This is a genomic window from Streptomyces sp. NPDC089799 (assembly GCF_040684755.1).
Lineage (GTDB): Bacteria > Actinomycetota > Actinomycetes > Streptomycetales > Streptomycetaceae > Streptomyces.
On the sequence record NZ_JBFBGR010000010.1, the window covers coordinates 32,572 to 54,729 of the forward strand.

Genomic DNA, 22,158 nt, shown 5'->3' on the forward strand with positions numbered 1-22,158 from the left:
TCGGAGTCGGTGGTCAGAGGCTGCGGGCGGTGATGTCGCCGTAGGCGGTGGTGGCGTGGATGGCGAGGTCGGCGCCGGTGCCGCCGGTGTTCCGGAGGGAGTTGTGGACGCGGCCGTGGGCGGTGCCGGCGTCCAGGGAGGCGGAGACCCCGCGGGCCGCGCCGACCGATACGTCACCGGCCTCGGTGCGCAGCACGACCGTGCCGTGCACGGCCTCGTCGATCCGGATGGCGCCCTTGTGGGTGGTGATCTCGGCGGAGCCGCCCAGGCGGCCGACGGCGATGTCGCCGGACCGGAGCGCGAGGCGGGCGCTGCCGGTCTCGTCGAGCCGGACCGAACCGTCCGCGCCCTCGAAGACCACGTCGCCGAGCCGCCCCACGCCGTGGAGTTCGGCGGCGGCCGCCTTCGCCTCCACACGGGAGCCGGCGGGCAGTTGGACGGTCACCTCGACGGATCCGGAGTTGCCCAGGAGCGCGTTCTTCGCCGCCGGGGCGTCGATCTCCAGGAGGCCGTCGGCGTACCCGACCCTGATCTGCTCCGCCGCCTTCACGTCGCGGCCCTTCGAGGCGTCCGCGGGCAGCACCCGGACGGTGGTGTCGGCGCGGTCGGTGGCGATGAGGCGGATGCGGCCGGCGGGGATGTCGAGGACGGCGGCGATCGGGGCGGGGGTCGGGAACTTCTCGGTGTTCTGCATGGTGTCGTTCCTTCGGCTCGTTGTTTCTGACTTGGGAAACGCTAAGTTGCGTTCACGGATCTGGCAATGAACGCGTTGCGCTTGATTGGCATCTATGCAGGTCAGAGCTGCAAATTCATTGCACTGGGTCTCCGGCTTAACGCAACGTCAGCTAGTCGTTCGTTGCAATGTGTTGAGCGTGAACGCTATGGTGGGCGTGTCAGGGAGAACGAAGGAGGCCGTGATGCCGGGAGGCAGGCTCACCCAGCAGGACCGTCAGCAGATCGCGCTTGGGGTGGCCGACGGCCTCGCCTACGCGGAGATCGCCAGGCGCATCGACCGCCCGACCTCGACGGTCACGCGCGAGGTCATGCGCAACGGCGGCCCCACCGCCTACCGCGCCGAGCTGGCCCACCGCGCCACCGAGCGCCGCGCCCACCGGCGCCGGCAGCCGGCTCCCCGGGAGGCCGAGGGGGCCCCGCAGCCCCACGGGCGGGACGCCGGGGCCGTGCGCGAGTACGAGGAACTGTTCACCACGGTCCTCATGGGCTCGGGCATGCCCAAGATGATGGCCCGGGTGATGGCCTGCCTGACCCTCACCGACAGCGGCAGCCTCACCGCGGCCGAGCTCGCCCGGCACCTCCAGGTCAGCCCGGCGTCCATCTCCAAGGCCATCGCGTTCCTGGAGAGCCAGGGCCTGGCCCGCCGGGAGCGCGACGAACGCCGCCGCGAGCGCTACGTCGTCGACGACGACGTCTGGTACCAGTCGATGATGGCCAGCGCCCGCGCCATCGCCCACCTGGTCGACATCGCGCGGCAGGGCGTCGGCGTCCTCGGCCCCCGCACCCCGGCCGCCAACCGCCTGGAGAACATCGCCCGCTTCGCCGACTACGTCGCCGAGAGCACGGTCCGGGCCGCGGAGCAGGGCCGCGAGATCCTCCACTCGAAGCCCCCGGCGCCGTAGGGGAACGCGCCGCCGGGGAAAAGCGATGGCTGCCGGCACCGATCGGCGGACAGCATGGTCCGCGCGCACGCGGTCCTGCCCGACGCGCCTTTGATCCGTGCACCGAGAACGAGAAGGAGCAGCCATGACCACCACCGCACCCGCCCTCAACGCCCGCGTCATAGCCCTGGCGCACCACTCCGCCCGCGCCCTCCTGGAGGACGCGCTGGCCCGTCGCGGCGTCACCTTCCACCAGAGCGTCACGCTGCGGGCCGTCGCCGTGGCCGGCGGTTCCATCGGTCGCGAGGAGCTCCTCGCCGAGGTCACCGGTGCACTGAAGGCCGACGGGTCGCTCGTACGCGGCGTGATCGAGGAGCTGACGGCCGCGGAGCAACTGGAAGAGGACCCGGCGGGGGCGTCCCGCGTACGCCTCACGGCCGCCGGACGGGAGCTGTACGAGCTCACCGCCGCCGAGGGCGCGGGGATCGCCTCCCGGCTGTACGCGGGAATCCCGGCCGAGGACCTCGCGGTCGCGGGCCGCGTGCTCGCCCTGATCACCGAGCGGGCGAACGACGAGCAGGCGAACGCGGAGCCGGCCGCCGGCGCCTGACCCCCGCGCCTTACCTCCGCGCCTGAGCCCGCGCCCGCGCCTGAGCCCGCGCCCTCACACCCCCTGGAAACGCCAAAGGCGGCGGACGACTCTCGTCGTTCCGCCGCCGGGCGCGCGGGGCCTTCTGTCCTTGCCGTGGACGTTCACCTCGTGTTGCGGTGCCGGAAAGTTCCGGGATCCACGCCGGTCCGCGGGGTTCGGTTCACTCGTTGCCGGAGCGCGGTGAACCGGGACGCCGCGTTTTCAGTAGTCGATGCGGTCGGTCTTGGCCACCCACGCGTCGAACGGCGCGGTGCGGTTCGGGAGGTCCAGGCCCACGATCTCCAGCGGCCAGTCCGCCGAGTCCTGCTTCTCGAACAGGTCGTAGAACTTGCGGTCGTCGAAGCCGGCCACCGCGGCGTCGTCACGGTCGGCGGCGAAGACGATCCGGTCGACACGCGCCCACAGAGCGGAGGAAAGGCACATCGGACACGGCTCGCACGAGGTGACCAGGACACAGCCTTCGAGGGAGAAGGTGTCCAGCTCCTTGCACGCGGCGCGGATCGCGGTTACCTCGGCGTGCGCGGTCGGGTCCAGGTTCGAGGTGACCTTGTTGTTGCCGAGCGCAACGATCTCGGAGCCCTTGGCGATCAGGGCGCCGAACGGGCCGCCGCCGTTGGCCACGCTGGTGGTGGCGAGCTCGATCGCCTTGTTGAGCCAAGCGCGCTCGAGCTCCTGGGTGCTGGTTTCCTGGACTGCCGTCATGGTCACTCCTTGTTGGGGGCGGTGGGGGACTGCCCGAATGCTCTGTCCGTGCGGGACGCCGGACGCGGGTTCATGCAGGGGGTTTCGCGGGTGCCGCCTCACGACCGGTTCGGTCGGCGGTACCGGCGGGGGCTCACCGCGGCTGTGCGTCCACGGTGCGTCCCGGGGTGACCGGGGTGTGGTGCAAGACCGGTCCCGGCGCGTTGCTGATGGCGTACACGACTGCCGGGGCGGAGAAAGGTGGGCGGTTCACCGACACCACGTACGCCGTACGGGGATGTCGGTCACGCAATGTCGCAGACCGGAAGATACCGGACGAAACGGGGTTTTCCGCATAGCGGGAGCCGACCCGCTCCGTGGAGGACGGCCGGCGGTCTTCCGCCGGATCGTGTCCCCGCAGGCGCGTGCGCGGAACGGACCGGGCGGCCACTGCGGGCCGGCCGGACGATGTCGCAGCCACGACTCTCCCCTTCGTTTGGACAGGCTGTCAGGAGGGTGGAGGCCCTGGCCGGCGGGTCCGGCATCACGCAGGCGCCACCCCTGGGTGGTGGCGATGCGGACACAGCGAGCGCAATACCCCGTTTCGTTGCGCCTTGTGTGAGCAGTAGACAGCCAACGGGGTCAGGCCAGCGAGGGGCTGAAAATATGAAGACGCCCCCGGGCTGGGACCGGCTCTTCGTAGGGTTCTACAAGAGATGGTCCGTCCGTGATGTCACGTTGGTGAGTTCGCTGGTCACTACTGCACCCGCGGGGCCCTGCCGGGGCGCCTGAAGAGGTGCTCCGGCGACGGCCGGAGGCGGGTGCGGGTGGGCAGGTCAGCTCGGCTTTGTCGTGATCGACTGGCTGAAATCCACCGCCCGCGCCCGCCCTCCGACCGCGTGTTTCCGCCACCGCGCCGACGGGCCGGTCGGTGGCCGCCGCCGGCCGTCCGGCACCCGGGACCGATTTGCCCCGAATGATCGGTATTGCCTGCGAATCGGGCCGATCCGCTCCCGCCCGTGTGATGGGCCACTGCCGGGCGGGGTGGTCCGCCGCTCTGCGCGGGGCGATCCGTCGCTGTGCGCGAGCCGATCCCCATGGCCGGGCGGGCCGATCCCCGCTGCCGCGCGGGGCGATCCGCCGCGACCCGGCGATATCATGGCGAGGTTCGGACATTTCCGATCGTATGGGTGAAATTCCGCCCACTCGGGCGACGCCGGTCGCCACGTCGAGCTTTCCCCGCCCGCTCCCGGACACCGGAGAGGCGATCATGGAGTTCCTTCGTCCTGCCGACTGGGAGGAGGCGCTCGCGATCAAGGCGGAGCGCCCCGCGGCCCTGCCGATCGCCGGCGGTACCGATGTCATGGTCGAGATCAACTTCGATCACCGCCGGCCCGAGACCCTCCTCGACCTCACCCGGATCGGCGAGCTGTACGAGTGGGAGGTGGGGGAGGACACCACCCGGCTCGGCGCCTCGGTGCCGTACACGCGGATCATGGAGAACCTCCGGGGTCCGCTGCCGGGCCTCGCCCTCGCCTCGCACACCGTCGCCTCCCCGCAGATCCGCAACCGCGGCGGAGTCGGCGGGAACCTGGGGACCGCCTCACCGGCCGGCGACGCGCACCCGGCACTGCTCGCCGCGGGCGCCGAGGTGGAGGTGGAGTCCGTCCGCGGGTCCAGGCTCATCCCCATCGACGACTTCTTCACCGGGGTCAAACGCAACGCGCTGGCCGCCGACGAGCTGATCCGGGCGGTGCACGTCAGGAACGCCACCGGGCCCCAGCAGTTCTCCAAGGTCGGCACGCGCAACGCCATGGTGATCGCGGTCTGCGCCTTCGGCCTCGCCCTCCACCCCGACAGCCGGACCGTCCGGACCGGGATCGGGTCCGCCGCGCCCACGCCCGTCCGGGCGAAGACCGCCGAGGAGTTCCTCACCGCAGCACTGGAGGAAGACGGGTTCTGGGACTCCGGTGAACCCGTCACCCCGGCCATCGCCAAGCAGTTCGGCGATCTCGCCGCCGCCGCGTGCAACCCGATCGACGACGTCCGCGGGACCGCCGCGTACCGGCGGCACGCCGTCGGCGTGCTCGCCCGCCGGCAGCTGATGTGGACCTGGGACCAGTACCGCGACCCCCGTCACCGCCGGGTGACGCGCACCCGGTAGCTGCCCGACTCCAGGCGCTGCAGGACCGCGATGCTGATGCCCGCCTCCGCATCCGTGAAGGTCTCGCCCGGCCCGTACGGAGCGTCCGAGAGCTCCGCGTGGATGTTGGCCCGCCGGGTGCAGCCGCCGCTGGTGTGCTTGCTGTCCGCCACGGTCACCGGGCCGCGTCCGGTGTCCACGTCCGAGTCGACCTTGTAGATGAGGACCCCGGGCTTGCAGACCGCCTCGTCGTTCCCGGCCTGCGTACGGACCTCCACCGCGTACCCCACGCTCGCCGACAGCGGTACGAAGGCCAGCTTGACCCCGCCCCCCGTCGCGAGCGGCGCCAGCACGTGCACGCTCGTCCCCGCCCGGGACGCGCAGGAGATCTGCTTGCCGTCCAGCCAGCCCAGCTTCCACTTGTGCCAGCCCAGCAGGTCGTTGTTGGAACCCCAGTCCTCGCTCATGATGTCCCAGTGGCCGACCGCGCCGCCCCCGTCGGCGGTGTAGAGGTCCGGCAGCCCGAAGACGTGCCCGTTCTCGTGCGGCAGCACCCGGTAGCCGGTCTCCCGGTAGCTGCCGGAGCCGTCGTCCTGCCGGCTGTAGACGAACGAGGTGTTCGCCAGCGGCACCCCGTCGGCGACCGGCGCGTCGGCGTTCCCGGAGAAGGTCACGGAGAGCACGGTGTCCAGCGCGGACGGCCCGGCGTTCGGCGTGACCAGGATGTTGACCAGGTCGTACCGGCTGAAGTCGACCTCGCTGTCGGCCGCCTTGACGATGTGCTCGATGAGCTGCTGGTAGCCCGGCTCGTACGCCGAACCCCGCTCGATCCCGTACGCCGCGAACGGCATCGGCATGCGCAGCCAGGACCTAATGGGGGACTCCGGCCGGTAGTCCAGCCGGCCGTAGGAGCTGGCGCGGAACCAGTCCGCCGTCTGGGGGAAGAACTCCGCCAGCCGGTCCAACGCCGTGCCCTCGCCCTTGGCGTCCGGGAAGTCGATCATCAGGTTCAGGGCCCGGACCTCGCCGGTGCTGCGCGCGTAGCCGGGTGCGGTCGGCATGCCCTCGGACATCTGGACGCCCATCGCCCCGGCGATCCGGCACGGAGCCAGCGCGGCCTCGTTGGACGTCGCCACCGGACCGGCCGCGGACCGGGCCGGGCCGGTGATCCCGGTGCTGGCCGTCGCGGTGATCCCGAGGGCCAGTGCGGCGATACCGATGTATGCGCAGGTGCGGCGGTGCGCGTGGAGGACCTGGAAGGTGCGTATCCGCCGGCGGGTCTGCGTCATGGGATACGCCTTCCGGCCCGCGGCAGCCGGCCGACCCGGACTGCGCTCTGACCGCCACCCTCCGTCCGGCGCGCCGCGCCCGCGCGCCGGGCGCGTCCGAACGTGGGGCGGCCTGTGGCCCGGCTCACACGGACGAGTGAAATAACCGGGGACGGGTTCCCCGTTTGCATGGATGTCCTCGAAGCGGGGACGGGCTCCCCGTTTGCGGGGCGGGCCGAAACGCAGACCGACCGAACGTGTGGAGGAGGGGCGATGGGAGTCGCGGAGAAGGGCGGCCGCGAGCCGGCGCCGGAAGCCGTAGTGCAGCCACAGCCGTCGGCGCCGGGCAAGGTGCCGAGGCCGCGTGCGGACGCGCTCCGCAACCGCGAGCGGATCCTCACCGCCGCCCGGGAGGCCTTCGTCGAACACGGGCCGGACGCCCCGCTCGACGAGATCGCCCGCCGGGCCGGGGTCGGCAACGCCACCCTCTACCGGCACTTCCCCGACCGGTCGGGTCTGGTCCACCACGTGGTCCTCTACGTCATGGACCAGGTCACCGCCCACGCGACACGGTCCCTCGCCGAGGAGCCGGACGCCTTCGCCGCCCTCGTACGCTTCACCCACGCCGCCGCCGACGAGCGGATCGGTGCCCTCTGCCCCATGCTCAGCGGCGACTTCGACCACGACCACCCCGAACTCCTCGCGGCCCGCGCCGCGCTGGAGGAGGCCGTCGGCCAACTGATGGCGCGCGGCCGGGACACCGGCCTGCTCCGTCCGGACGTGGCCATCGGGGACTACATGCTGGCCACCGCCCAGCTGAGCCGTCCGCTGCCGGGCACCGGCTGCCCCGACGCCGACGGGTTCGTCCACCGCCATCTGCAGCTGTTCCTCGACGGGTTGCGCGCACCCGCCCGGTCCGAACTGCCCGGCTCCGCCATCACTCTCGAAGACCTGAGACGGAGGGCCGGGGCCGAAAACCACATGACTCCGCCGGGCTGCGCCCTCTAGCCTCTCAAGCCGAGTTCTTCCAGAAGATCCCTTTTCTTCATCGTTTCAAGTCATCCGCACCGTGAAGTGGGTACCCCCATGCCGAAAACGCCCGAGCCCGCCCTGCAGCAGGCTGATCCCAGCCGCTGGAAAGCGCTGGTCTTCATAGCCCTGGCCCAGCTGATGGTCGTCCTCGACGCGACCATCGTGAACATCGCCCTCCCGTCCGCCCAGCAGGACCTCGGGATCTCCGACGGCAACCGGCAGTGGGTCATCACCGCCTACGCCCTCGCCTTCGGCGGCCTCCTCCTCTTCGGCGGCCGCATCGCCGACCTGTGGGGCCGCAAGAACGCCTTCATCGTCGGCCTGATCGGCTTCGCCGTGGCCTCCGCGCTCGGCGGCGCCGCCACCGGCGAGGCCATGATGCTCGGCGCCCGCGCCCTCCAGGGCGCCTTCGGTGCCCTGCTCGCCCCGGCCGCGCTGTCCCTCCTCGCCGTCATGTTCACCGACGCCAAGGAGCGGGCCAAGGCCTTCGGCATCTACGGCGCCATCGCCGGCGGCGGCGGCGCCGTCGGCCTGATCCTCGGCGGCTTCCTCACCGAGTACCTGAACTGGCGCTGGACCTTCTTCGTCAACATCCCGTTCGCCGTGGTCGCGGCCGTGGGTGCGTACCTGGTGATCCGCGAGCCCGCCGGCTCCCGCAACCGCTCCCCGCTGGACATCCCCGGCGTGCTGCTCTCCACGGCCGGCCTGGTCGCCCTCGTGTACGGCTTCACCCGCGCCGAGTCGGACGGCTGGACGGACGGGGTCACCGTGGGCCTGTTCGTGGCCTCGGTCCTGCTGCTGGGCGCCTTCGTGGTGACCGAGAAGCTGGTGAAGTCCCCGCTGCTGCCGCTGCGGGTGCTCCTGGAGCGCAACCGGGGCGGTGTCTACCTCTCCCTCGGCCTGGCCGTGATCGCGATGTTCGGCCTGTTCCTCTTCCTCACCTACTACCTCCAGGTGGTCGAGGGGTACTCGCCGGTCAAGACCGGCTTCGCCTTCCTCCCGATGATCGCGGGCATGATCACGGGCTCCACCCAGATCGGCGCCCGCCTGATGACCCGGGTCCCGCCGCGCCTGCTGATGGGCCCCGGCTTCCTGCTCGCCGCCACCGGCATGCTGATGCTGACCCAGCTGGAGGTCGGATCCTCGTACACGACGCTGATCCTCCCGGCCCAGCTGCTGCTCGGCCTGGGCATGGGCACCGCCTTCATGCCGGCCATGTCCCTGGCCACGCACGGGGTGGACCCGGCGGACGCCGGTGTGGCCTCCGCGATGGTCAACACCTCGCAGCAGGTCGGCGGCGCGATCGGCACCGCCCTGCTGAACACCATCGCCGCCTCGGCCACCACCGCCTACCTGACCTCGCACGCCACGGAGGCCGCGGCGGGCGGACCGGCCGCGCAGCTGGTGCAGGCGCAGGCCATGGTGCACGGCTACTCCTCGGCGATCTGGTGGGCCGTGGGCATCCTGGCGGTGAGCGCGGTGATCGCGCTGACCCTGATCAACACCGGGCGCCCGCAGACCGGCCCCGCGGCCGGCGCGGACCCGGACGCGGCGGACGCCGAGGTCAAGATCCCGGTGGTCGCCCACTGACCCGCCCGGCAGCCGCCTGACAGCGGCCACCCGCTTCACACCAGGACGGGCCGCCCTCCACCCGGGGGGCGGCCCGTCCTCGTGTGCGGGTGGTGCGGAGGCAACCCCGCGGCGCGATCCGGCGTCTACAGGAGTGAAGTGGCAGCCCGCACGGGTACGCGCGCAGATGCCCGTACCGGTCCGCGCGCCGGTGCGCGCACCGGCGCTGACCTGCGCCTCTGCCGGAGCGGACGGGCGGCGCCGCCCTGTCGCCGACGGCGGCGGGGCAGGATACTGCAAGATCTCGAAAATTGCGGCGCTCTGTGGGAATTCTGTCCCGATTCCGGTCGTTGTTTCCTTCGGATGCCGGCGCTCACGAGAGGGTTCCGGCACCCGCACCGCCACACCGCGACCGAACTCATCGCAAGGGAGCACGCATGGCAACCCGCGCCGTCGCCCGTCGTCAGTCCGCCGGCAGCAGTCGCGCCACGAGCGCGGAGATCGCCGACCGCGACCTCGTCGGGATGTACCTGGACGAGATCGCGCGCACCCCGCTGCTCGACGCGGCCAGGGAAGTGGAGCTCTCCCAGATCATCGAGGCCGGTGTGTACGCCCGGCAGATGCTCGACGGTGAGACGGAGCAGTCCGAGGGGGGTGTCGCCACGCGTGCCGAGCTGGAGGCACTCGCCGCCGAGGGGGAGCGCGCGAAGGAGATCTTCATCCGGTCGAACCTCCGGCTGGTCGTCGCCGTCGCCCGCCGCTACCCGCGCAGCGGCCTGCCGCTCCTGGACCTGATCCAGGAGGGCAACGCCGGCCTGGTCCGCGCGGTGGAGAAGTTCGACTACGCCAAGGGCTTCAAGTTCTCCACGTACGCGACCTGGTGGATCCGGCAGGCCATCACCCGCTCCATCGCCGACCAGTCCCGCACGATCCGCCTCCCCGTCCACCTGGTCGAGGAGCTCGGCCGGATCCGCCGGGTGCAGCGCGAGTTCAACCGGGAGCACGGCCGCGACCCGGAGCACGCCGAGATCGCCGCGGAGCTCGGCTCCACCGAGACGCGCGTGGGCGACGTCCTGGACTGGGCCCGCGACCCGGTCAGCCTGAACATGTCCGTGGACGACGAGGGCGAGACGCAGTTCGGCGACCTGCTGGAGGACACCTCGGCGATCTCCCCCGAGCAGTCCGTCCTCTCCCTGCTCCGCAGCGAGGAGCTGGAGGACCTGATCGGCAAGCTCGACCACCGGACGGCGTCGATCATCAAGATGCGGTACGGCATCGAGGACGGCCGCGAGCGCACGCTGACCGAGGTGGGCAAGCAGCACGGCCTCACCCGCGAGCGCATCCGCCAGATCGAGAAGCACGCGCTGCTCGAACTCAAGCGGATGGCCCGCGACACGGGCTTCGACGCGGTGGCCTAGGGCGGCCGGCAGCGATCCCCGGGCGGGGGCAGGGCGCAGGAAGGCTGCGCGCGGCGGAGCGGAATGCCTACGCCGCGCCGGCGGCGGCGGTCAGGGTCGCGCCCAGCGTGGCGGCCGCAGCTGCCAGCGCGGGCGGCTCCACCACCGTGAACGGGACGCCGGTCAGGGCCAGCCGGGCCGCCAGCCACTCCGGCGCGTCCGAAGTCTCGAAGCGGAGCCGGCAGCCGCCGGCCGGCTCCTCCACCGCCGGCTGCAGCCACGACGGCAAGTCGGCGGGCACCGCGGTGAAGACCACCTCCACGGTGTACTCCTCCCGCCCGCGCAGCCCGCGCGCGACGAACTGCACCGGATCCATCGGCGCCTCGCGTTCCGTGAACCGCGCCCCCGTGGGGAACGGCTCGGCGACCCGGTCCACCCGGAAGGTCCGCCAGTCCTCGCGGTCGAGGTCGTAGGCCATCAGGTACCACCGCCGGCCGGTGCTCACCAGCCGGTACGGCTCCACCAGCCGCTTCGACGCGGTCCCGTCCCCGGCCCGGTAGCCGAAGCGCAGCCGCTCCTGCCCGGCCACCGCGCCGGCGATTGCCGTCAGCGTGCGCGGGTCGATGCGGGCCCCGTCGCCCCGGGTCAGCGCGACCGTCGCCGACTGCAGGGCGCCCACCCGGTGCCGCAGCCGCGACGGCAGCACCTGCTCCAGCTTGGCCAGCGCCCGTACGGACGCCTCCTCGACCCCCTCGATGGCGTGCCCGGCACCCGCCCGCAGCCCCACGGCGATCGCGACCGCCTCCTCGTCGTCGAGCAGCAGCGGCGGCATGGCCGTTCCGGCCACCAGCCGGTACCCGCCCACCGCGCCGAGCGTGGCCTCGACCGGGTAGCCGAGCTCCCGCAGCCGGTCGATGTCGCGCCGGATCGTCCGGGAACTGACCCCGAGTCGCGAGGCCAGTTCACTGCCCGGCCACTCGCGCGGGGTCTGGAGCAGGGAAAGCAGGGTCAGCAGTCGTCCCGGGGTGTCGTTCATGGTCACCAGGCTCCCATTTAAATAGGACACGGACTGACCTACATGGGGGCTAGATTCCTCTCCATGAGCACTGAGACGCCCAGGAAATCGCCTGCAAGACCCAGCGGGCCCGCACCGGAAGAGAAGCAGCCGGAGGCCGCCGACCGCCGCCGCTGGCTGGCCCTCGCCATCGTCATGACCGCCGCCTTCATGGACCTGGTCGACGTGACGATCGTCAACATAGCCATCCCGAGCATGCGGGCGGACCTCGGCGCCTCCACCAGTGCCATCCAGTGGATCACGGCAGGCTACGCACTCGCCTTCGCCGCCGGACTGATCACCGGCGGCCGGCTGGGTGACATCTTCGGCCGCAAGCGGCTCTTCCTGATCGGCATCGCCGGCTTCACCGCCGCGTCCCTGCTCTGCGGCCTCGCCGCGAACCCCTCGATGCTCGTCGCCTCCCGGATCCTCCAGGGCGGCATGGCCGCCCTGATGGTGCCGCAGGTGCTCGCGATCATCCACGTCACCTTCCCGCCGCACGAGCGCGGCAAGGTCTTCGGCATGTTCGGCGCGATCGTCGGCCTCGGCGCCGTCTCCGGCCCGATGCTCGGCGCCCTGCTCACCGAGTGGAACCTGTTCGGCCTGGAATGGCGGCCGATCTTCCTGATCAACCTGCCGGTCGGCATCGCCGGAGTGCTCCTCGGCCGCAAGTTCATCAGCGAGTCCAAGGCCCCGCAGGCCCTCCGCCTCGACCTGGTCGGCGTCGTCCTGGCCACCCTCGCCATGGTGATGCTCATCTACCCGCTCACCCAGGGCCGGGAGAACGACTGGCCGCTGTGGGGCTTCGTCTGCATGGGGGCGGTGCCGCTGGTGATCGCCGGCTTCATCGTCTACGAGAAGCGCAAGGCGGAGCGGGACGGTTCCCCGCTGGTCGAGCTCTCCCTCTTCAAGGTCAAGAGCTTCGCCGCCGGCATCGCCGTACAGCTCACCTTCGGCATCGCGACCGGCATCTTCTTCTTCGTCTGGACGCTGATGATGCAGCTCGGACTCGGCTGGAGCGCCCTGCGCTCCGGTCTGACCGGCATCCCGTTCTCCATCTCCGTCTCCCTGGCCGCGGGCATCTCCGTGCAGAAGCTGGTGCCCCGCTTCGGCCGCAAGGTGCTCCAGACGGGCGCGCTGGCCATGGTCGCCGGTCTGCTGCTCTACATCTGGGAGTCGCAGCACTACGGCATGGAGATCTCCTCCTGGCAGATGGCGCCCCCGCTGATCGTGCTGGGCATCGGCATGGGCCTGATCGTGGCCCCGCTCACCGACACGGTGCTCTCCGAGGTGCCGCGCGAGCACGCCGGCTCCGCGTCCGGCCTGATCAACACCACCAACCAGATGGGCAACGCGCTCGGGCTCGCCCTCACCTCGGTGGTGTTCTTCGGGGTGATCGACAACGAGATGGTCTTCGGTGCGCCGTACGTGGAGGCGTTCCGGCACGCGATGTGGTGGGTGGCGGGGGTGCTGGCCGTCATCTTCGCGGTGATGTTCGCGCTGCCGCGCAGGCATGATGCCGCGGGGGCGGGCCACGAAGCCGAAGCCGGCTCCGCGGTTGCCGCCGACCCGGCCCCGGTCAAGGTCCCCGCGGCCTAGACCCCGCCCGGTGTGGGCAGGCGTCCCGCAGGGCGGGACGGGTGGGCACACCGGAACGACGGCCGCGCCGGACCGCGCAGCGTGTACCTGGGCCACCGCTCCGGCGGTGGCCCTTGCTGTGCCCGCTGCGAAACCGCGGCCCGCTTCGGCCGGGGGCGGCTGCGAGAGTCAGCGGACGCGGGAACGGGATTGCATGGCCGCCCGCGCCGCCGTCTCCGTCTCGTAGACCTCGCACATGTGCCGGCCGTCCGGCGTCGCCGTGTGCTCGACCTCCCACAGGCTGACCTCGCTGCCGTCCAGCAGCACGAACGCGTGCTCGTAGAGGCTGAATCCGGCGTCCCGCCCGTACGCCAGGCACTGCCGGGTCCCGAACGCCTGGGTGATCCGGTGCGCGTACGCCGCCTTCAGCAGCCGGGCCGTCGGCTCGCCCGGCCGGTCCGGGTTCTCCGCCCGGCGCAGTACCCGGCGCGCGTGGTCCGCGGAGTCCTCGACCTCGTACTCCCGGTGCCGCCGGTCCGGCGCCGCCGCGGACTCCCCGGACGCCGCGAACAGCGCGCTGAGCGCCGCCGCGTCGTCCGCCAGGCCGTCCGCATCGTCGGGCAGCAGCGTGAACTCCGCGTGCGCGGCCCCCTCCGGACCGTCGAAGATACGGTTCACCGCCGACGCGACCTCCGCCCGTCCGGCGAACAGCTCGTACCGCACCGCCGGATCCGGCCCCCGGCGGTAGGCGAGTTCCCACAGCACGGCCGCGCTGCCGTCGGCCAGCAGGTACGTGTGCCGGTGGACCTCCCGCCACAGCCCCGACGGACCGTGGTGCGCAGTGTGCAGCGAGGAGCTGTGGGCGAGCGCCGTGCCGAGGCGCTCCACCAGCCGGTCCGGCAGGTCGAAGGAGTTGAGGGCGCGGCCCAGGAGTCGTGCGAGGTGGGCCTCGGTTGTCTCGTACGGATCGCTCAAGATGGGTCTCCAGGCCGTCGCAGCTCGTCACGTTGCGGAAGCACAACGTAGCCCCTGCATCTGACATCACGTCCGGGGTTCGGTAAAACGTCCGGGAAGCATCCCGGGTTCCCGCCACCCCTTCAGGTCAACTTGCATACGGATACAAAGGGTTCACCACGTTCTGTGGGGTATCGCGGGAGTATGGGCCGTATGGCAACAACCGATGCAGTGAAGACCGCGGGCATTCCCCGGCAGGGGGCGGACCGCGCGAGGCGGGGGCCGGACCGCGAAGGGGCCGCCGCGCCCAAGGGGCTGGCCTGGCTGCTGGCGGTCACCGGGGCCGCCGGACTGCTGGCCTCCTGGGTCATCACCCTCGACAAGTTCCTCCTGCTGGAGGACCCTTCGTTCAAACCGGCCTGCAGCCTCAACCCGGTGGTGTCCTGCGGCAGCGTGATGCAGAGCGAACAGGCGGCCGCCTTCGGGTTCCCCAACCCGATGCTGGGACTGGCCGGTTATGCCGTGGTCGTGTGCGTCGGCGCCGGCCTGCTCGCGGGCGCCCGCCACCGAGGCTGGTTCTGGCTGGGACTCAACGCCGGGACCGCCTTCGGCACCGGCTTCTGCGCCTGGCTGATGGTGCAGTCCCTGTACGAGATCAACGCCCTGTGCCTGTGGTGTTCCCTGGCCTGGGTGGCGACGCTGCTGATGTTCTGGGCGGTGACCGCGCACAACGTCCGTACCGGAGTGCTGCCCGCGCCCGCCCCGCTGCGGACTTTCTTCACCGAGTTCGCCTGGGCGCCGCCGGCCCTGCACATCGGGGTGATCGGCATGCTCGTCCTGACCCGGTGGTGGGACTTCTGGACGAGCTGAGCGCCGTCCGGACACCGGAGAGCCCCGGCAGCCGGATGCTGCCGGGGCTCTGCGCATCACCGCATCGCTCCACGGGCGTCAGTAGCCCGGACCGTAAAAGGGGAGCAGGGGTCAGCTGCCGGCCGACGCGTTGCCCGAGAGGACCGGGATGTTGCTGAGGATGTGCGAGACCGGCTCGTCACCCTTGATCTGGTTCGAGTTCTCGACGCACTGCTGGTTCTGCGGGGCGGAGAGGACCGGGATGTCCTGGACGCCGACGTTGATCAGGGCCACCAGCGACTGCGCGTTGACCTTGGCGGGCAGGCCGATGCACGGCTTGTTCAGGGTGCCCTGGACCAGGCCGAGCTGCGGGCTCATCGGGCCCTCGGTCTTCTGGTTGCCGTAGATCTGCTGCGCACCGTTGCCGTTGACGTTGGTGACGGTGTCGTTTCCGATGGCCATCGCCGGGGCGGCCACGGCGGCGCCCGCGCCGACCACGGAGGCGGTGACCGCAGCGGTGGCCATAATCTTCTTGAGCATTTTGGTCCTTTTGTCGCACGAGTGCCCGCTAATGGAGCGCCCTGATCAACTGGCCGGTCCGGGGGTTGGTTCCGCTCCTTCACTCAAACGGCCTGTCCCCGCCCGGCTTTTCCCCAGCCCGGGTGAAACCGCCCCGGACGCCTGCGCGAAGCCCGTACGAAGCCCGCAGCGGAGGGCCCGGCGAAGGATGCGGCGGAGGGCGCGGCGGAGGACGCGGGCCGGCGGCGGGCCCAAGGTCCGGTTGCGCTCCGTGCAAGGTGTTCGCACGGTGGGTGAGGAAGCGGACTGTCTCCCGACTCCGGGGGTCCCCCTGCTGGTCCGCGCCCGCACGTCCCAGAGAAGGAACGCTCATGCACCCCAAGAAGGCGACTCGCGTCCTCGTCCCCTCCGCCCTTGCCGCCGTCATACTCTTCGGCGGGGCGACCCCGGCGAGCGCCATCGACGCGGAAGGAGCCCGATCCCACCGGGCGGCGGCCGCGGCCGGGCCGATCGACGACCTGGTGAACGGCATCCTCGACGTGATCAAGGGGCTGCTGCCGGCGGGGGTCTCGCTCCCCCCGATCAGCATTCCGGAGATCAAGCTCCCGGAGATCAAACTGCCCGAGATCAAGCTGCCCGACCTCGGGATCCCCGGCCTCGAACTGCCGGAGATCCCGGGCGTGGAGCTCCCCGAGATCCCGGGCCTGACCCCGCCGGAGCTGCCCGTCCCCGGCACTCCGGTCGACATCGTGCCGGAGGTCCCGGAGGCCGAGGTCCCCGACATCCCGGTGGTCCCCGACGTCAACATCCCGGTGAGCGCCCGGTAACGCCGGATCCGGGCCGCGGTTACGGCCGTTGAGCTGAACAGGTCGGATCGCGGCCCGGCCCGTGTCGTCCTTGCGGAGTGGACCGTTTCGATCGGTGCGAGCCCCGGATCGGGGCAGAACGTCGAAGAGAAGGTGTGCTCCTCATGAAGACTGCCAAGAAGGCCGCCGTGGTCCTGGCCACCGCCGGACTCGCCGCTGCCGGTGCCGCGGGCTCCGCCGTCGCCGACTCCGGGGCCGAGGGCGGTGCCTACGGCTCCCCCGGTGTCGCCTCGGGCAACGTGGTCCAGGTCCCGGTCCACGTTCCGGTCAACCTCTGCGGCAACACCGTCAACGTGATCGCGCTGCTGAACCCGGCGTTCGGCAACACCTGCGTCAACGCCTGATCCGTAGGATCCTGAGCCACCGGGTCCGGGCTCCCCGAGCCGGACTTCCGGAAGGCGGCTCCAACCACTGTGGGCGCCACCGGCATTGCCGGTGGCGCCCACAGTGCTGTGCCGGGGCGGTGGGGGCGGCCGAGGGGGTGTCCCGGCGGCCGCCGGGCGTCAGCCCTTGCTGCCGCCGTTCACGTTCAGCCCGCCCAGCATGGGGACGACCTCGCCGACCACGTTGGCCTTCTCCGCCACCTGGCCCGGGCCGACCGCGTTGCGGGCCTGGTTGACGTCCTGGACCGTCCCGAGCACCTTGCCGACCTGCCCGTTCTGCGTGGCCAGGTCGTCGCCGACGTGCTGTACGGGGTTCTCCAGGACGGGTGCCAGCGCGTTCGCGGCCTCGGTGACCCCGCCGTTGAGGCTCATCTGGGGCGCGGGGCCGGCGGCGAAGGCGGAGGCGGACGCGGAGGCGGCCAGCGCGGCGACGGAACCGGCGACGGCGACGGCGACCTTCGAGTACTTCATCGTCGAAATCCTTTTCCAGTGACGACCCTCGCGCCACTATCGCCCTGGACAACGAGGTGGCATGGCTGCGGAAACTCTGCGGGCACCGCTTTTCGAACGCCAACCGCCCGCATGCCGACGGCCGGAGAATCCCGCTGGATTCCCCGGCCGCCGATTTTCCGATCAGTCGATGTGTGGTCGGTCGATGTGTGTCAGTTGATGCGGGACCGCCGGTAGAGGACGGCTCCGCCGAGCAGCAGGGCCGAGGCGAGAGCCGCCATGGCCTCCATGGAGCCCGCGCCGGTCGCGGCGAGCACCGGAGCGGTGACCGGCGCGGGAGCGGGCGCCGGGAGCGGCGCCGGGGCGGGCGCGGGCGCGGGTGCCGGAGCCGGCTGCGGGGCGGGGGCGGGCGCGGGCAGCGGGGCCGGCACCGGGAGGTCCCCGGCGGGGACGGCGGGCGGCTGGTCCACGACCGGGGCGGGCGGACGTACGGTCTCGGCGGCGGGCGGGACGACCATGCTGCCGTGCGGCGGTGCGGGCGGCGCCTCCTCGTCGGCCGGAGCGGGCGCGGGCAGCGTCACGGGCGCCGGGGCCGGGGCCGGCTCGGGCGCCGGCAGGGTGACCGGCGGGGCCTCCTCGTGGACCGGGGCGGGGGCGGGGGCCGGGACCGGTGCGGGCATCGGCTCGGGCTTCGGGGCGGGGGCCTCCGGCCGGTCCGGCGTGGCCGGGCGGGGGGCCGGAGCCGGGTGCTCCGCCTGCGGCCCGGGCTCGGGCTTCGGCTCGGGCTTCGGCCGCGGCATGGGCTTCGGGGGGACGTGCTGCGCCGGCGGGTGGTCGTCGCAGTCCTCGTCGTGGCCGCCGTAGCCGTCCTGCCCGCCCTGCCCGTGCTGGACGTGCTGCCCGTGGTCCCGGTGGTCCAGGCGCGGCTCGTGGCGGGGCTGTTCGTGGCGGGGCTGTTCGTGGCGGGGCTGTTCGTGCCGGGGCTGTTCGTGCCGGGGTTCCTGGCGCGGCACATGGCGGGGCGGTGCCTCGTGCGAGGGTCCGTATCCGCCGCCGTGCCCCTCGCGCTCCTCCAGGTAGCGCTCGAAGGCCTCGGCGTGCTCCGGGCTGAGGTGGCGCCGGTAGTCGTACCCGTCCGCCGGGCCGGAGTGGCCGCCGGTGTCGGTGACGCAGGTGTTGCCGAAGGACGGGTTGAGCGCGCCCGCGGGATCCACCGAGTTGCCGCACACGTTCGGCGAGAAGGTGATCGGCGCCGAGACGCTGTTCCCCGAGAGCACACCGGGGGAGTGCGAGGCCTCGGCGGTCGCTCCGGGGCTCGCGTAGGCCGCCCCGCCCGCGATCGACAGCAGACTCGACGCCGCCGCGGCCGTGAGCACCCCCTTGCCCAGTACCTGTCGGCTGAGTACCTGTCGCATGGGTTCTTCCCTGTCTACCGGCACCACGGCCGGTGCTGAATCGAAGGTGGCCCCGGAGTGCACCGCCGTGCACTCCGGGGCCACCCCGAGGAGGTTTGCCCTTCCGGGCGACGGCGCCTGGCGCCGGCCGGCCCCTGGTCAGGCGTTGACGCAGGTGTTGCCGAAGGCCGGGTTGAGCAGCGCGATCACGTTCACGGTGTTGCCGCAGACGTTGACCGGGACGTGGACCGGGACCTGGACGAGGTTGCCCGAGAGGACACCGGGGGAGCCGATGGCCGCACCGTCGGCCGCGGAGTCGGCCATGGCGGGGGCGGCCGCACCGGCGGCCATCAGAACGCCGGCGCCGAGGACGAGGGCCTTCTTGTACTTCATTTCTTCGATCCTTCCCGCAGTGACGTTTGCCGCTGCAGAAATAACAACGAGCCGTGCCGGAAAAGGAAACCGGATATTTCTCCGGGCTTCGATTTCGTTCACTCGATTGCCGGTGGGGCGCTCGATTGCCGGCCGGACCCCGTCGGGTGTGGAATTCGGTATTGAGTGGAGCGTCCGTCACGCGGCGAGGCCGCCGCCCCGGAAAGGTGCGGCGGCCTCGGCGTGGCGTGCGGTCAGCTGCCGGAGGAGAGGTTGCCGGAGAGGACCGGGATGTTCTGCAGGATGTGCGAGAGCGGCTCGTCGCCCTTGATCTGGTTCGAGTTCTCGACACACTGCTGGTTCTGCGGCGCGGACAGGACCGGGATGTCCTGGACACCGACGTTGACCAGGGCCAGCACGGACTGGACGTTGGCCTTGGCGGGCAGGCCGATGCACGGCTTGTTGAAGGAACCCTGGATGAGCGCCATCTGCGGGCTCATCGCCCCGTGGGTCTCCTGGTTGCCGTAGATCTGCGCGGCACCGTTGCCGTTCACGTTGGTGTTGGTTTCGTTCCCGATAGCCATCGCCTGCGGAGCCATGGCCGCGCCCATGCCCACGACGGAGGCGGCGACCGCCGCCGTGGCCATCATCTTCTTGATCACTGTCGTCCCTTTTCTGCAGGATTGCCCGGTACAGGAGCATCCGGAACAACGGTCCGGTCCCGGCTCGGGTTGCGAGGCTTCACCCGGATGTCGTCCTCGGGTGAGCGCGTTGACGGCCGGATGTTCGCAGCTGCCGAACGCGGTGCACCTCCTTAACGACACGCCGCCCGTAAGGGTGCGCAGCATCCCCCAAAAGGCCGTACGAGCGAGTCCGGCGTGATTTCGAGCCCGATTTCTGACAAAGTGCGGAACCGGTTTCATCCCAATGCGTCCCAATGATCGAAAATGGTGACAGGGTCATGGGTTCCTTCCGCCGAATCCTCGGCGCACTCGGTCTGATCTCGTCCCTCGCTCTTTCGTTCAGTTCACCCGTGGCCGGCGCGGCCGCCGTTCCGGTGGTGAAGGAATTGCCCCGGATCCCCTTCACCCAGCGTTATCAGGCGGTGCAGCACGGCGGACTCGTACGGGCCTCGAACTCGGGGATCGGCTGCCGCCGGCAGGAGGAGCCGGGGGCGGCCACCTGTGCCCAGGTCGGTCGGGGTGCGGCCGGGGTCAACAGCGATTACGAGATGTTCTACAGCGAGGTCGACAAGGACCCGGACACCTACAACTCGACCCGGGCCGAACTGCGGATCCCGCAGGGCGCGAAGGTCACCTACGCGCGGTTGTACTGGGGCGGGAACCTGCGGGTCGGCGAGCAGAAGCCGCCCCGGGACAACGGCCGGGTGCTGGTCGCCGAGCCGGGCGGGGCGTACAAGGACGTGCTGGCCGACACCGTGATCGGGCACCGGACGGACGCGGGCAGCGACGCCTACCAGGCGTCCGCCGACGTCACCCCGCTGGTCCGCGGGGGCGGCGCCGGGATGTGGACCGTGTCCCAGCTGAACATCGCCATGGGGCATTCGGAGGTGGGCGCCTGGGGCGGCTGGACCCTGGTGGCGGCCTACGAGCACCCCGGCGAGCCGCTGCGGCGGATCTCGCTCTGGGACGGCTTCGAGGCGCCGGCCGCCGGCGTGCCGGGGTCGGCCGTGCCGGCGATGCGGATCACGGGGCTGGACGTGCCGGTGCGCGGGTCGGGGAAAGCGGGGGTCGTCGGCTACGACGGGGACCGCGGGACCCGGGGGGACTCGCTCACGGTGACGGCGGACGGTGGTCGCCGGACCCGTCTCGGCAATACCGCAAATCCATCCGATGATGTGATGAATTCGACGATCACGGAATTCGGAAAGGCCGGTTTCCGGCGCCTGCCCGCCCATGTGAACAACCTGGGGTACGACGCGGACGTGTTCGATCTGGGCCCCGCCCTGTCCCGCGGAGCCCGCAGCCTGACCTTCGCGTTCACGGGCGAGAGCCGGGGCCATTTCCTCGGCGTGCTCTTCGTCCAGACGGACGCCGTTCCGACGGACGCGCGTCCCTGAAAGGCGACCACTACGTCGCCGATCGCACATTCCTGATCCCACACCCCCTGAAAACGCACGGGGACCACGGAGGGCCTCTTCGCCGTGTCGTCAGATCATGCGCCCGACCATCCGACCGTTCTCCATCTCGTCCAGCCCGTGGAGGGCGGTGTCGCCCGGGTCGTCACCGACCTCGTCCGCGCCCAGACCTCAGCCGGCCTGCGCACGGTCGTCGCCTGCCCGCGCACCGGCCGTCTCGCCGAGGACGCCCGGGCCGCCGGGGCCGAGGTGCTCCCCTGGCGGGCGGTACGCGCACCGGGTCCCGGGCTCGCGCTCGAAGCGGCCGCCGCCGCCCGGCTGATCCGCCGGGTCCGCCCCGACCTGGTGCACGCGCACAGCGCCAAGGCCGGACTGGCCGGCCGGCTCGCCCTGCGCGGCACCCTGCCCACCGTCTTCCAGCCGCACGCCTGGTCCTTCGACGCGGTCGGCGGCACCACGGCCGCACTGGCCCTCAGATGGGAGCGGTTCGCGGCCCGTTGGGCCGACCGGGTGCTCTGCGTCAGCGAGGCCGAACGGCGCGCCGGGGAGTCCGCCGGGATCGCCGCCCGCTGGGCCGTCGTACGCAACGGGGTGGACCTGGACCACTTCGCCCCCGGCGGGCCCGACCCCGGCCGGGACAAGGAAGCCGCCCGCGCCGCGCTGCCGCTGCCCGCCGCCCTCCGGGACGGCGGCCCGCTGGCCGTCTGTGTGGGCCGGGTCTGCCAGCAGAAGGGCCAGGACGTGCTGCTCCGGGCCTGGCCGGAGGTCCGGGCCGCCGTCCCCGGCGCCCGGCTCGCCCTGGTCGGCGACGGCCCCGACGTCGAACGGCTGCGCAGGACAGCACCGCCCGAGGTGATCTTCGCGGGGGCGGCCGCCGACATCCGACCGTGGCTTCGGGCCGCCGATCTCGTTGTACTGCCGTCGCGCTGGGAAGGCATGGCGCTCGCTCCGCTGGAAGCCATGGCCTGCGGCCGGCCGGTCCTGGTCTCCGACGTCAGCGGGGCCCGGGAGAGCCTGCCGCCCGGTCAGGGACGGCTCTGCCTGGTACCGCCCGAGCAGCCGTCCGCCCTGGCCGGCGCCCTGAGCGGACTGCTCGCCGAACCGCGCCTGCTCGACGAGCTGGGACGGCAGGCGCAGCAGCACGCCCGGACCGAGTTCGACGTCCGGCGGACCACGGACGAGGTCACCGGGCTGTACCAGGAACTGCTGGGCAGGCCCTCCCTGCGGCTCCACCGGAGGGACGACCCCAAGCCCATGAACCAGGAGCGCAACAGCCGATGACG

The 22,158-nt window shown here is 71.8% G+C and carries 22 protein-coding genes; 12 read left to right on the forward strand and 10 right to left on the reverse strand.

Annotated features, from left to right (window positions below):
* Positions 1–13: 13 nt before the first annotated feature.
* Entirely contained in the window at positions 14–694 is a 681-nt protein-coding gene (locus AB0O36_RS13230) for a DUF4097 family beta strand repeat-containing protein (RefSeq protein ID WP_365108404.1), read from the reverse strand.
* Between the two features lie 223 nt (positions 695–917).
* Here AB0O36_RS13230 and AB0O36_RS13235 point away from each other — a divergent pair, with 223 nt between their 5' ends.
* Together AB0O36_RS13235 and AB0O36_RS13240 are read left to right on the forward strand one after the other, a co-directional pair.
* Entirely contained in the window at positions 918–1,637 is a 720-nt protein-coding gene (locus AB0O36_RS13235; RefSeq protein ID WP_365108407.1) for a helix-turn-helix domain-containing protein, read from the forward strand.
* Positions 1,638–1,761: 124 nt separating this feature from the next.
* A complete protein-coding gene (locus tag AB0O36_RS13240; protein WP_365108410.1) occupies positions 1,762–2,226 on the forward strand; it encodes a MarR family transcriptional regulator in 465 nt (154 codons plus the stop codon).
* A gap of 243 nt (positions 2,227–2,469) precedes the next feature.
* Here the strand turns inward: AB0O36_RS13240 and AB0O36_RS13245 are convergent, their stop codons facing one another.
* Positions 2,470–2,970: a nucleoside deaminase gene (locus AB0O36_RS13245; protein ID WP_365108413.1), complete on the reverse strand. Its 501-nt coding sequence runs from the start codon at positions 2,968–2,970 to the stop codon at positions 2,470–2,472.
* 1,249 nt (positions 2,971–4,219) lie between these two features.
* On the opposite strand from AB0O36_RS13245, the gene AB0O36_RS13250 reads away from it, so the two are divergent.
* On the forward strand, positions 4,220–5,113 hold the full coding sequence (locus tag AB0O36_RS13250; protein ID WP_365108416.1) for an FAD binding domain-containing protein: 894 nt from the start codon (positions 4,220–4,222) through the stop codon (positions 5,111–5,113).
* Here AB0O36_RS13250 and AB0O36_RS13255 read toward each other — a convergent pair.
* A complete protein-coding gene (locus tag AB0O36_RS13255; protein WP_365108419.1) occupies positions 5,086–6,381 on the reverse strand; it encodes a M6 family metalloprotease domain-containing protein in 1,296 nt (431 codons plus the stop codon). The genes AB0O36_RS13250 and AB0O36_RS13255 overlap by 28 nt on opposite strands.
* A 252-nt stretch (positions 6,382–6,633) precedes the next feature.
* Here AB0O36_RS13255 and AB0O36_RS13260 point away from each other — a divergent pair, with 252 nt between their 5' ends.
* From AB0O36_RS13260 to AB0O36_RS13270, 3 genes are all read left to right on the forward strand, one after another.
* Positions 6,634–7,368, forward strand: coding sequence for a TetR/AcrR family transcriptional regulator (locus AB0O36_RS13260; RefSeq protein ID WP_365108422.1), 735 nt, complete (start codon positions 6,634–6,636; stop codon positions 7,366–7,368).
* A gap of 78 nt (positions 7,369–7,446) precedes the next feature.
* On the forward strand, positions 7,447–8,982 hold the full coding sequence (locus AB0O36_RS13265; protein WP_365108423.1) for an MFS transporter: 1,536 nt from the start codon (positions 7,447–7,449) through the stop codon (positions 8,980–8,982).
* A gap of 416 nt (positions 8,983–9,398) precedes the next feature.
* On the forward strand, positions 9,399–10,379 hold the full coding sequence (locus AB0O36_RS13270) for a sigma-70 family RNA polymerase sigma factor (protein WP_365108426.1): 981 nt from the start codon (positions 9,399–9,401) through the stop codon (positions 10,377–10,379).
* Between the two features lie 67 nt (positions 10,380–10,446).
* Here the strand turns inward: AB0O36_RS13270 and AB0O36_RS13275 are convergent, their stop codons facing one another.
* The gene (locus AB0O36_RS13275; protein ID WP_365108429.1) at positions 10,447–11,394 is read right to left on the reverse strand and encodes a YafY family protein; all 948 of its coding nucleotides are present in this window, start codon (positions 11,392–11,394) and stop codon (positions 10,447–10,449) included.
* A 63-nt stretch (positions 11,395–11,457) separates the two neighbouring features.
* On the opposite strand from AB0O36_RS13275, the gene AB0O36_RS13280 reads away from it, so the two are divergent.
* The gene (locus AB0O36_RS13280) at positions 11,458–13,011 is read left to right on the forward strand and encodes an MFS transporter (protein WP_365108432.1); all 1,554 of its coding nucleotides are present in this window, start codon (positions 11,458–11,460) and stop codon (positions 13,009–13,011) included.
* Between the two features lie 168 nt (positions 13,012–13,179).
* On the opposite strand, the gene AB0O36_RS13285 is transcribed toward AB0O36_RS13280, so the two are convergent.
* Positions 13,180–13,965: a DUF6227 family protein gene (locus AB0O36_RS13285; RefSeq protein ID WP_365108435.1), complete on the reverse strand. Its 786-nt coding sequence runs from the start codon at positions 13,963–13,965 to the stop codon at positions 13,180–13,182.
* A 183-nt stretch (positions 13,966–14,148) separates the two neighbouring features.
* On the opposite strand from AB0O36_RS13285, the gene AB0O36_RS13290 reads away from it, so the two are divergent.
* The gene (locus tag AB0O36_RS13290) at positions 14,149–14,814 is read left to right on the forward strand and encodes a vitamin K epoxide reductase family protein (protein ID WP_365108438.1); all 666 of its coding nucleotides are present in this window, start codon (positions 14,149–14,151) and stop codon (positions 14,812–14,814) included.
* 111 nt (positions 14,815–14,925) lie between these two features.
* On the opposite strand, the gene AB0O36_RS13295 is transcribed toward AB0O36_RS13290, so the two are convergent.
* Positions 14,926–15,333: a rodlin gene (locus tag AB0O36_RS13295; protein ID WP_365108440.1), complete on the reverse strand. Its 408-nt coding sequence runs from the start codon at positions 15,331–15,333 to the stop codon at positions 14,926–14,928.
* A 350-nt stretch (positions 15,334–15,683) separates the two neighbouring features.
* Between AB0O36_RS13295 and AB0O36_RS13300 the strand changes: the two genes are divergently transcribed.
* Both AB0O36_RS13300 and AB0O36_RS13305 read left to right on the forward strand, forming a co-directional pair.
* Entirely contained in the window at positions 15,684–16,139 is a 456-nt protein-coding gene (locus tag AB0O36_RS13300) for a hypothetical protein (RefSeq protein WP_365108443.1), read from the forward strand.
* A 143-nt stretch (positions 16,140–16,282) separates the two neighbouring features.
* Positions 16,283–16,522 carry a chaplin gene (locus AB0O36_RS13305; RefSeq protein ID WP_365108445.1) on the forward strand — a complete coding sequence of 80 codons (240 nt, stop codon included), beginning with the start codon at positions 16,283–16,285 and terminating at the stop codon, positions 16,520–16,522.
* A 159-nt stretch (positions 16,523–16,681) separates the two neighbouring features.
* Here the strand turns inward: AB0O36_RS13305 and AB0O36_RS13310 are convergent, their stop codons facing one another.
* The 4 genes from AB0O36_RS13310 to AB0O36_RS13325 all read right to left on the reverse strand — a co-directional run bounded on the left by AB0O36_RS13310 (position 16,682) and on the right by AB0O36_RS13325 (position 19,439).
* Positions 16,682–17,032 carry a hypothetical protein gene (locus tag AB0O36_RS13310; protein ID WP_365108448.1) on the reverse strand — a complete coding sequence of 117 codons (351 nt, stop codon included), beginning with the start codon at positions 17,030–17,032 and terminating at the stop codon, positions 16,682–16,684.
* 191 nt (positions 17,033–17,223) lie between these two features.
* The gene (locus AB0O36_RS13315; protein WP_365108450.1) at positions 17,224–18,426 is read right to left on the reverse strand and encodes a chaplin; all 1,203 of its coding nucleotides are present in this window, start codon (positions 18,424–18,426) and stop codon (positions 17,224–17,226) included.
* Between the two features lie 138 nt (positions 18,427–18,564).
* Positions 18,565–18,798 carry a chaplin gene (locus AB0O36_RS13320; RefSeq protein WP_365108453.1) on the reverse strand — a complete coding sequence of 78 codons (234 nt, stop codon included), beginning with the start codon at positions 18,796–18,798 and terminating at the stop codon, positions 18,565–18,567.
* A gap of 233 nt (positions 18,799–19,031) precedes the next feature.
* On the reverse strand, positions 19,032–19,439 hold the full coding sequence (locus AB0O36_RS13325; protein WP_365108455.1) for a rodlin: 408 nt from the start codon (positions 19,437–19,439) through the stop codon (positions 19,032–19,034).
* A gap of 299 nt (positions 19,440–19,738) precedes the next feature.
* On the opposite strand from AB0O36_RS13325, the gene AB0O36_RS13330 reads away from it, so the two are divergent.
* Both AB0O36_RS13330 and AB0O36_RS13335 read left to right on the forward strand, forming a co-directional pair.
* The gene (locus AB0O36_RS13330) at positions 19,739–20,857 is read left to right on the forward strand and encodes a DUF3344 domain-containing protein (protein WP_365108458.1); all 1,119 of its coding nucleotides are present in this window, start codon (positions 19,739–19,741) and stop codon (positions 20,855–20,857) included.
* A gap of 84 nt (positions 20,858–20,941) precedes the next feature.
* Complete coding sequence (locus AB0O36_RS13335; RefSeq protein WP_365108461.1) at positions 20,942–22,156, forward strand: glycosyltransferase family 4 protein; 1,215 nt, start codon at positions 20,942–20,944, stop codon at positions 22,154–22,156.
* Positions 22,157–22,158: the final 2 nt, after the last annotated feature.

Excerpts from the sequence above, each read along its gene's own strand:
- AB0O36_RS13230 (WP_365108404.1), bottom strand. The coding sequence starts at position 694 with ATGCAGAACACCGAGAAGTTCCCGACCCCCGCCCCGATCGCCGCCGTC.
- AB0O36_RS13235 (WP_365108407.1), top strand. The coding sequence starts at position 918 with ATGCCGGGAGGCAGGCTCACCCAGCAGGACCGTCAGCAGATCGCGCTT.
- AB0O36_RS13240 (WP_365108410.1), top strand. The coding sequence starts at position 1,762 with ATGACCACCACCGCACCCGCCCTCAACGCCCGCGTCATAGCCCTGGCG.
- AB0O36_RS13245 (WP_365108413.1), bottom strand. The coding sequence starts at position 2,970 with ATGACGGCAGTCCAGGAAACCAGCACCCAGGAGCTCGAGCGCGCTTGG.
- AB0O36_RS13250 (WP_365108416.1), top strand. The coding sequence starts at position 4,220 with ATGGAGTTCCTTCGTCCTGCCGACTGGGAGGAGGCGCTCGCGATCAAG.
- AB0O36_RS13255 (WP_365108419.1), bottom strand. The coding sequence starts at position 6,381 with ATGACGCAGACCCGCCGGCGGATACGCACCTTCCAGGTCCTCCACGCG.
- AB0O36_RS13260 (WP_365108422.1), top strand. The coding sequence starts at position 6,634 with ATGGGAGTCGCGGAGAAGGGCGGCCGCGAGCCGGCGCCGGAAGCCGTA.
- AB0O36_RS13265 (WP_365108423.1), top strand. The coding sequence starts at position 7,447 with ATGCCGAAAACGCCCGAGCCCGCCCTGCAGCAGGCTGATCCCAGCCGC.
- AB0O36_RS13270 (WP_365108426.1), top strand. The coding sequence starts at position 9,399 with ATGGCAACCCGCGCCGTCGCCCGTCGTCAGTCCGCCGGCAGCAGTCGC.
- AB0O36_RS13275 (WP_365108429.1), bottom strand. The coding sequence starts at position 11,394 with ATGAACGACACCCCGGGACGACTGCTGACCCTGCTTTCCCTGCTCCAG.
- AB0O36_RS13280 (WP_365108432.1), top strand. The coding sequence starts at position 11,458 with ATGAGCACTGAGACGCCCAGGAAATCGCCTGCAAGACCCAGCGGGCCC.
- AB0O36_RS13290 (WP_365108438.1), top strand. The coding sequence starts at position 14,149 with ATGGGCCGTATGGCAACAACCGATGCAGTGAAGACCGCGGGCATTCCC.
- AB0O36_RS13295 (WP_365108440.1), bottom strand. The coding sequence starts at position 15,333 with ATGCTCAAGAAGATTATGGCCACCGCTGCGGTCACCGCCTCCGTGGTC.
- AB0O36_RS13300 (WP_365108443.1), top strand. The coding sequence starts at position 15,684 with ATGCACCCCAAGAAGGCGACTCGCGTCCTCGTCCCCTCCGCCCTTGCC.
- AB0O36_RS13305 (WP_365108445.1), top strand. The coding sequence starts at position 16,283 with ATGAAGACTGCCAAGAAGGCCGCCGTGGTCCTGGCCACCGCCGGACTC.
- AB0O36_RS13310 (WP_365108448.1), bottom strand. The coding sequence starts at position 17,032 with ATGAAGTACTCGAAGGTCGCCGTCGCCGTCGCCGGTTCCGTCGCCGCG.
- AB0O36_RS13315 (WP_365108450.1), bottom strand. The coding sequence starts at position 18,426 with ATGCGACAGGTACTCAGCCGACAGGTACTGGGCAAGGGGGTGCTCACG.
- AB0O36_RS13320 (WP_365108453.1), bottom strand. The coding sequence starts at position 18,798 with ATGAAGTACAAGAAGGCCCTCGTCCTCGGCGCCGGCGTTCTGATGGCC.
- AB0O36_RS13330 (WP_365108458.1), top strand. The coding sequence starts at position 19,739 with ATGGGTTCCTTCCGCCGAATCCTCGGCGCACTCGGTCTGATCTCGTCC.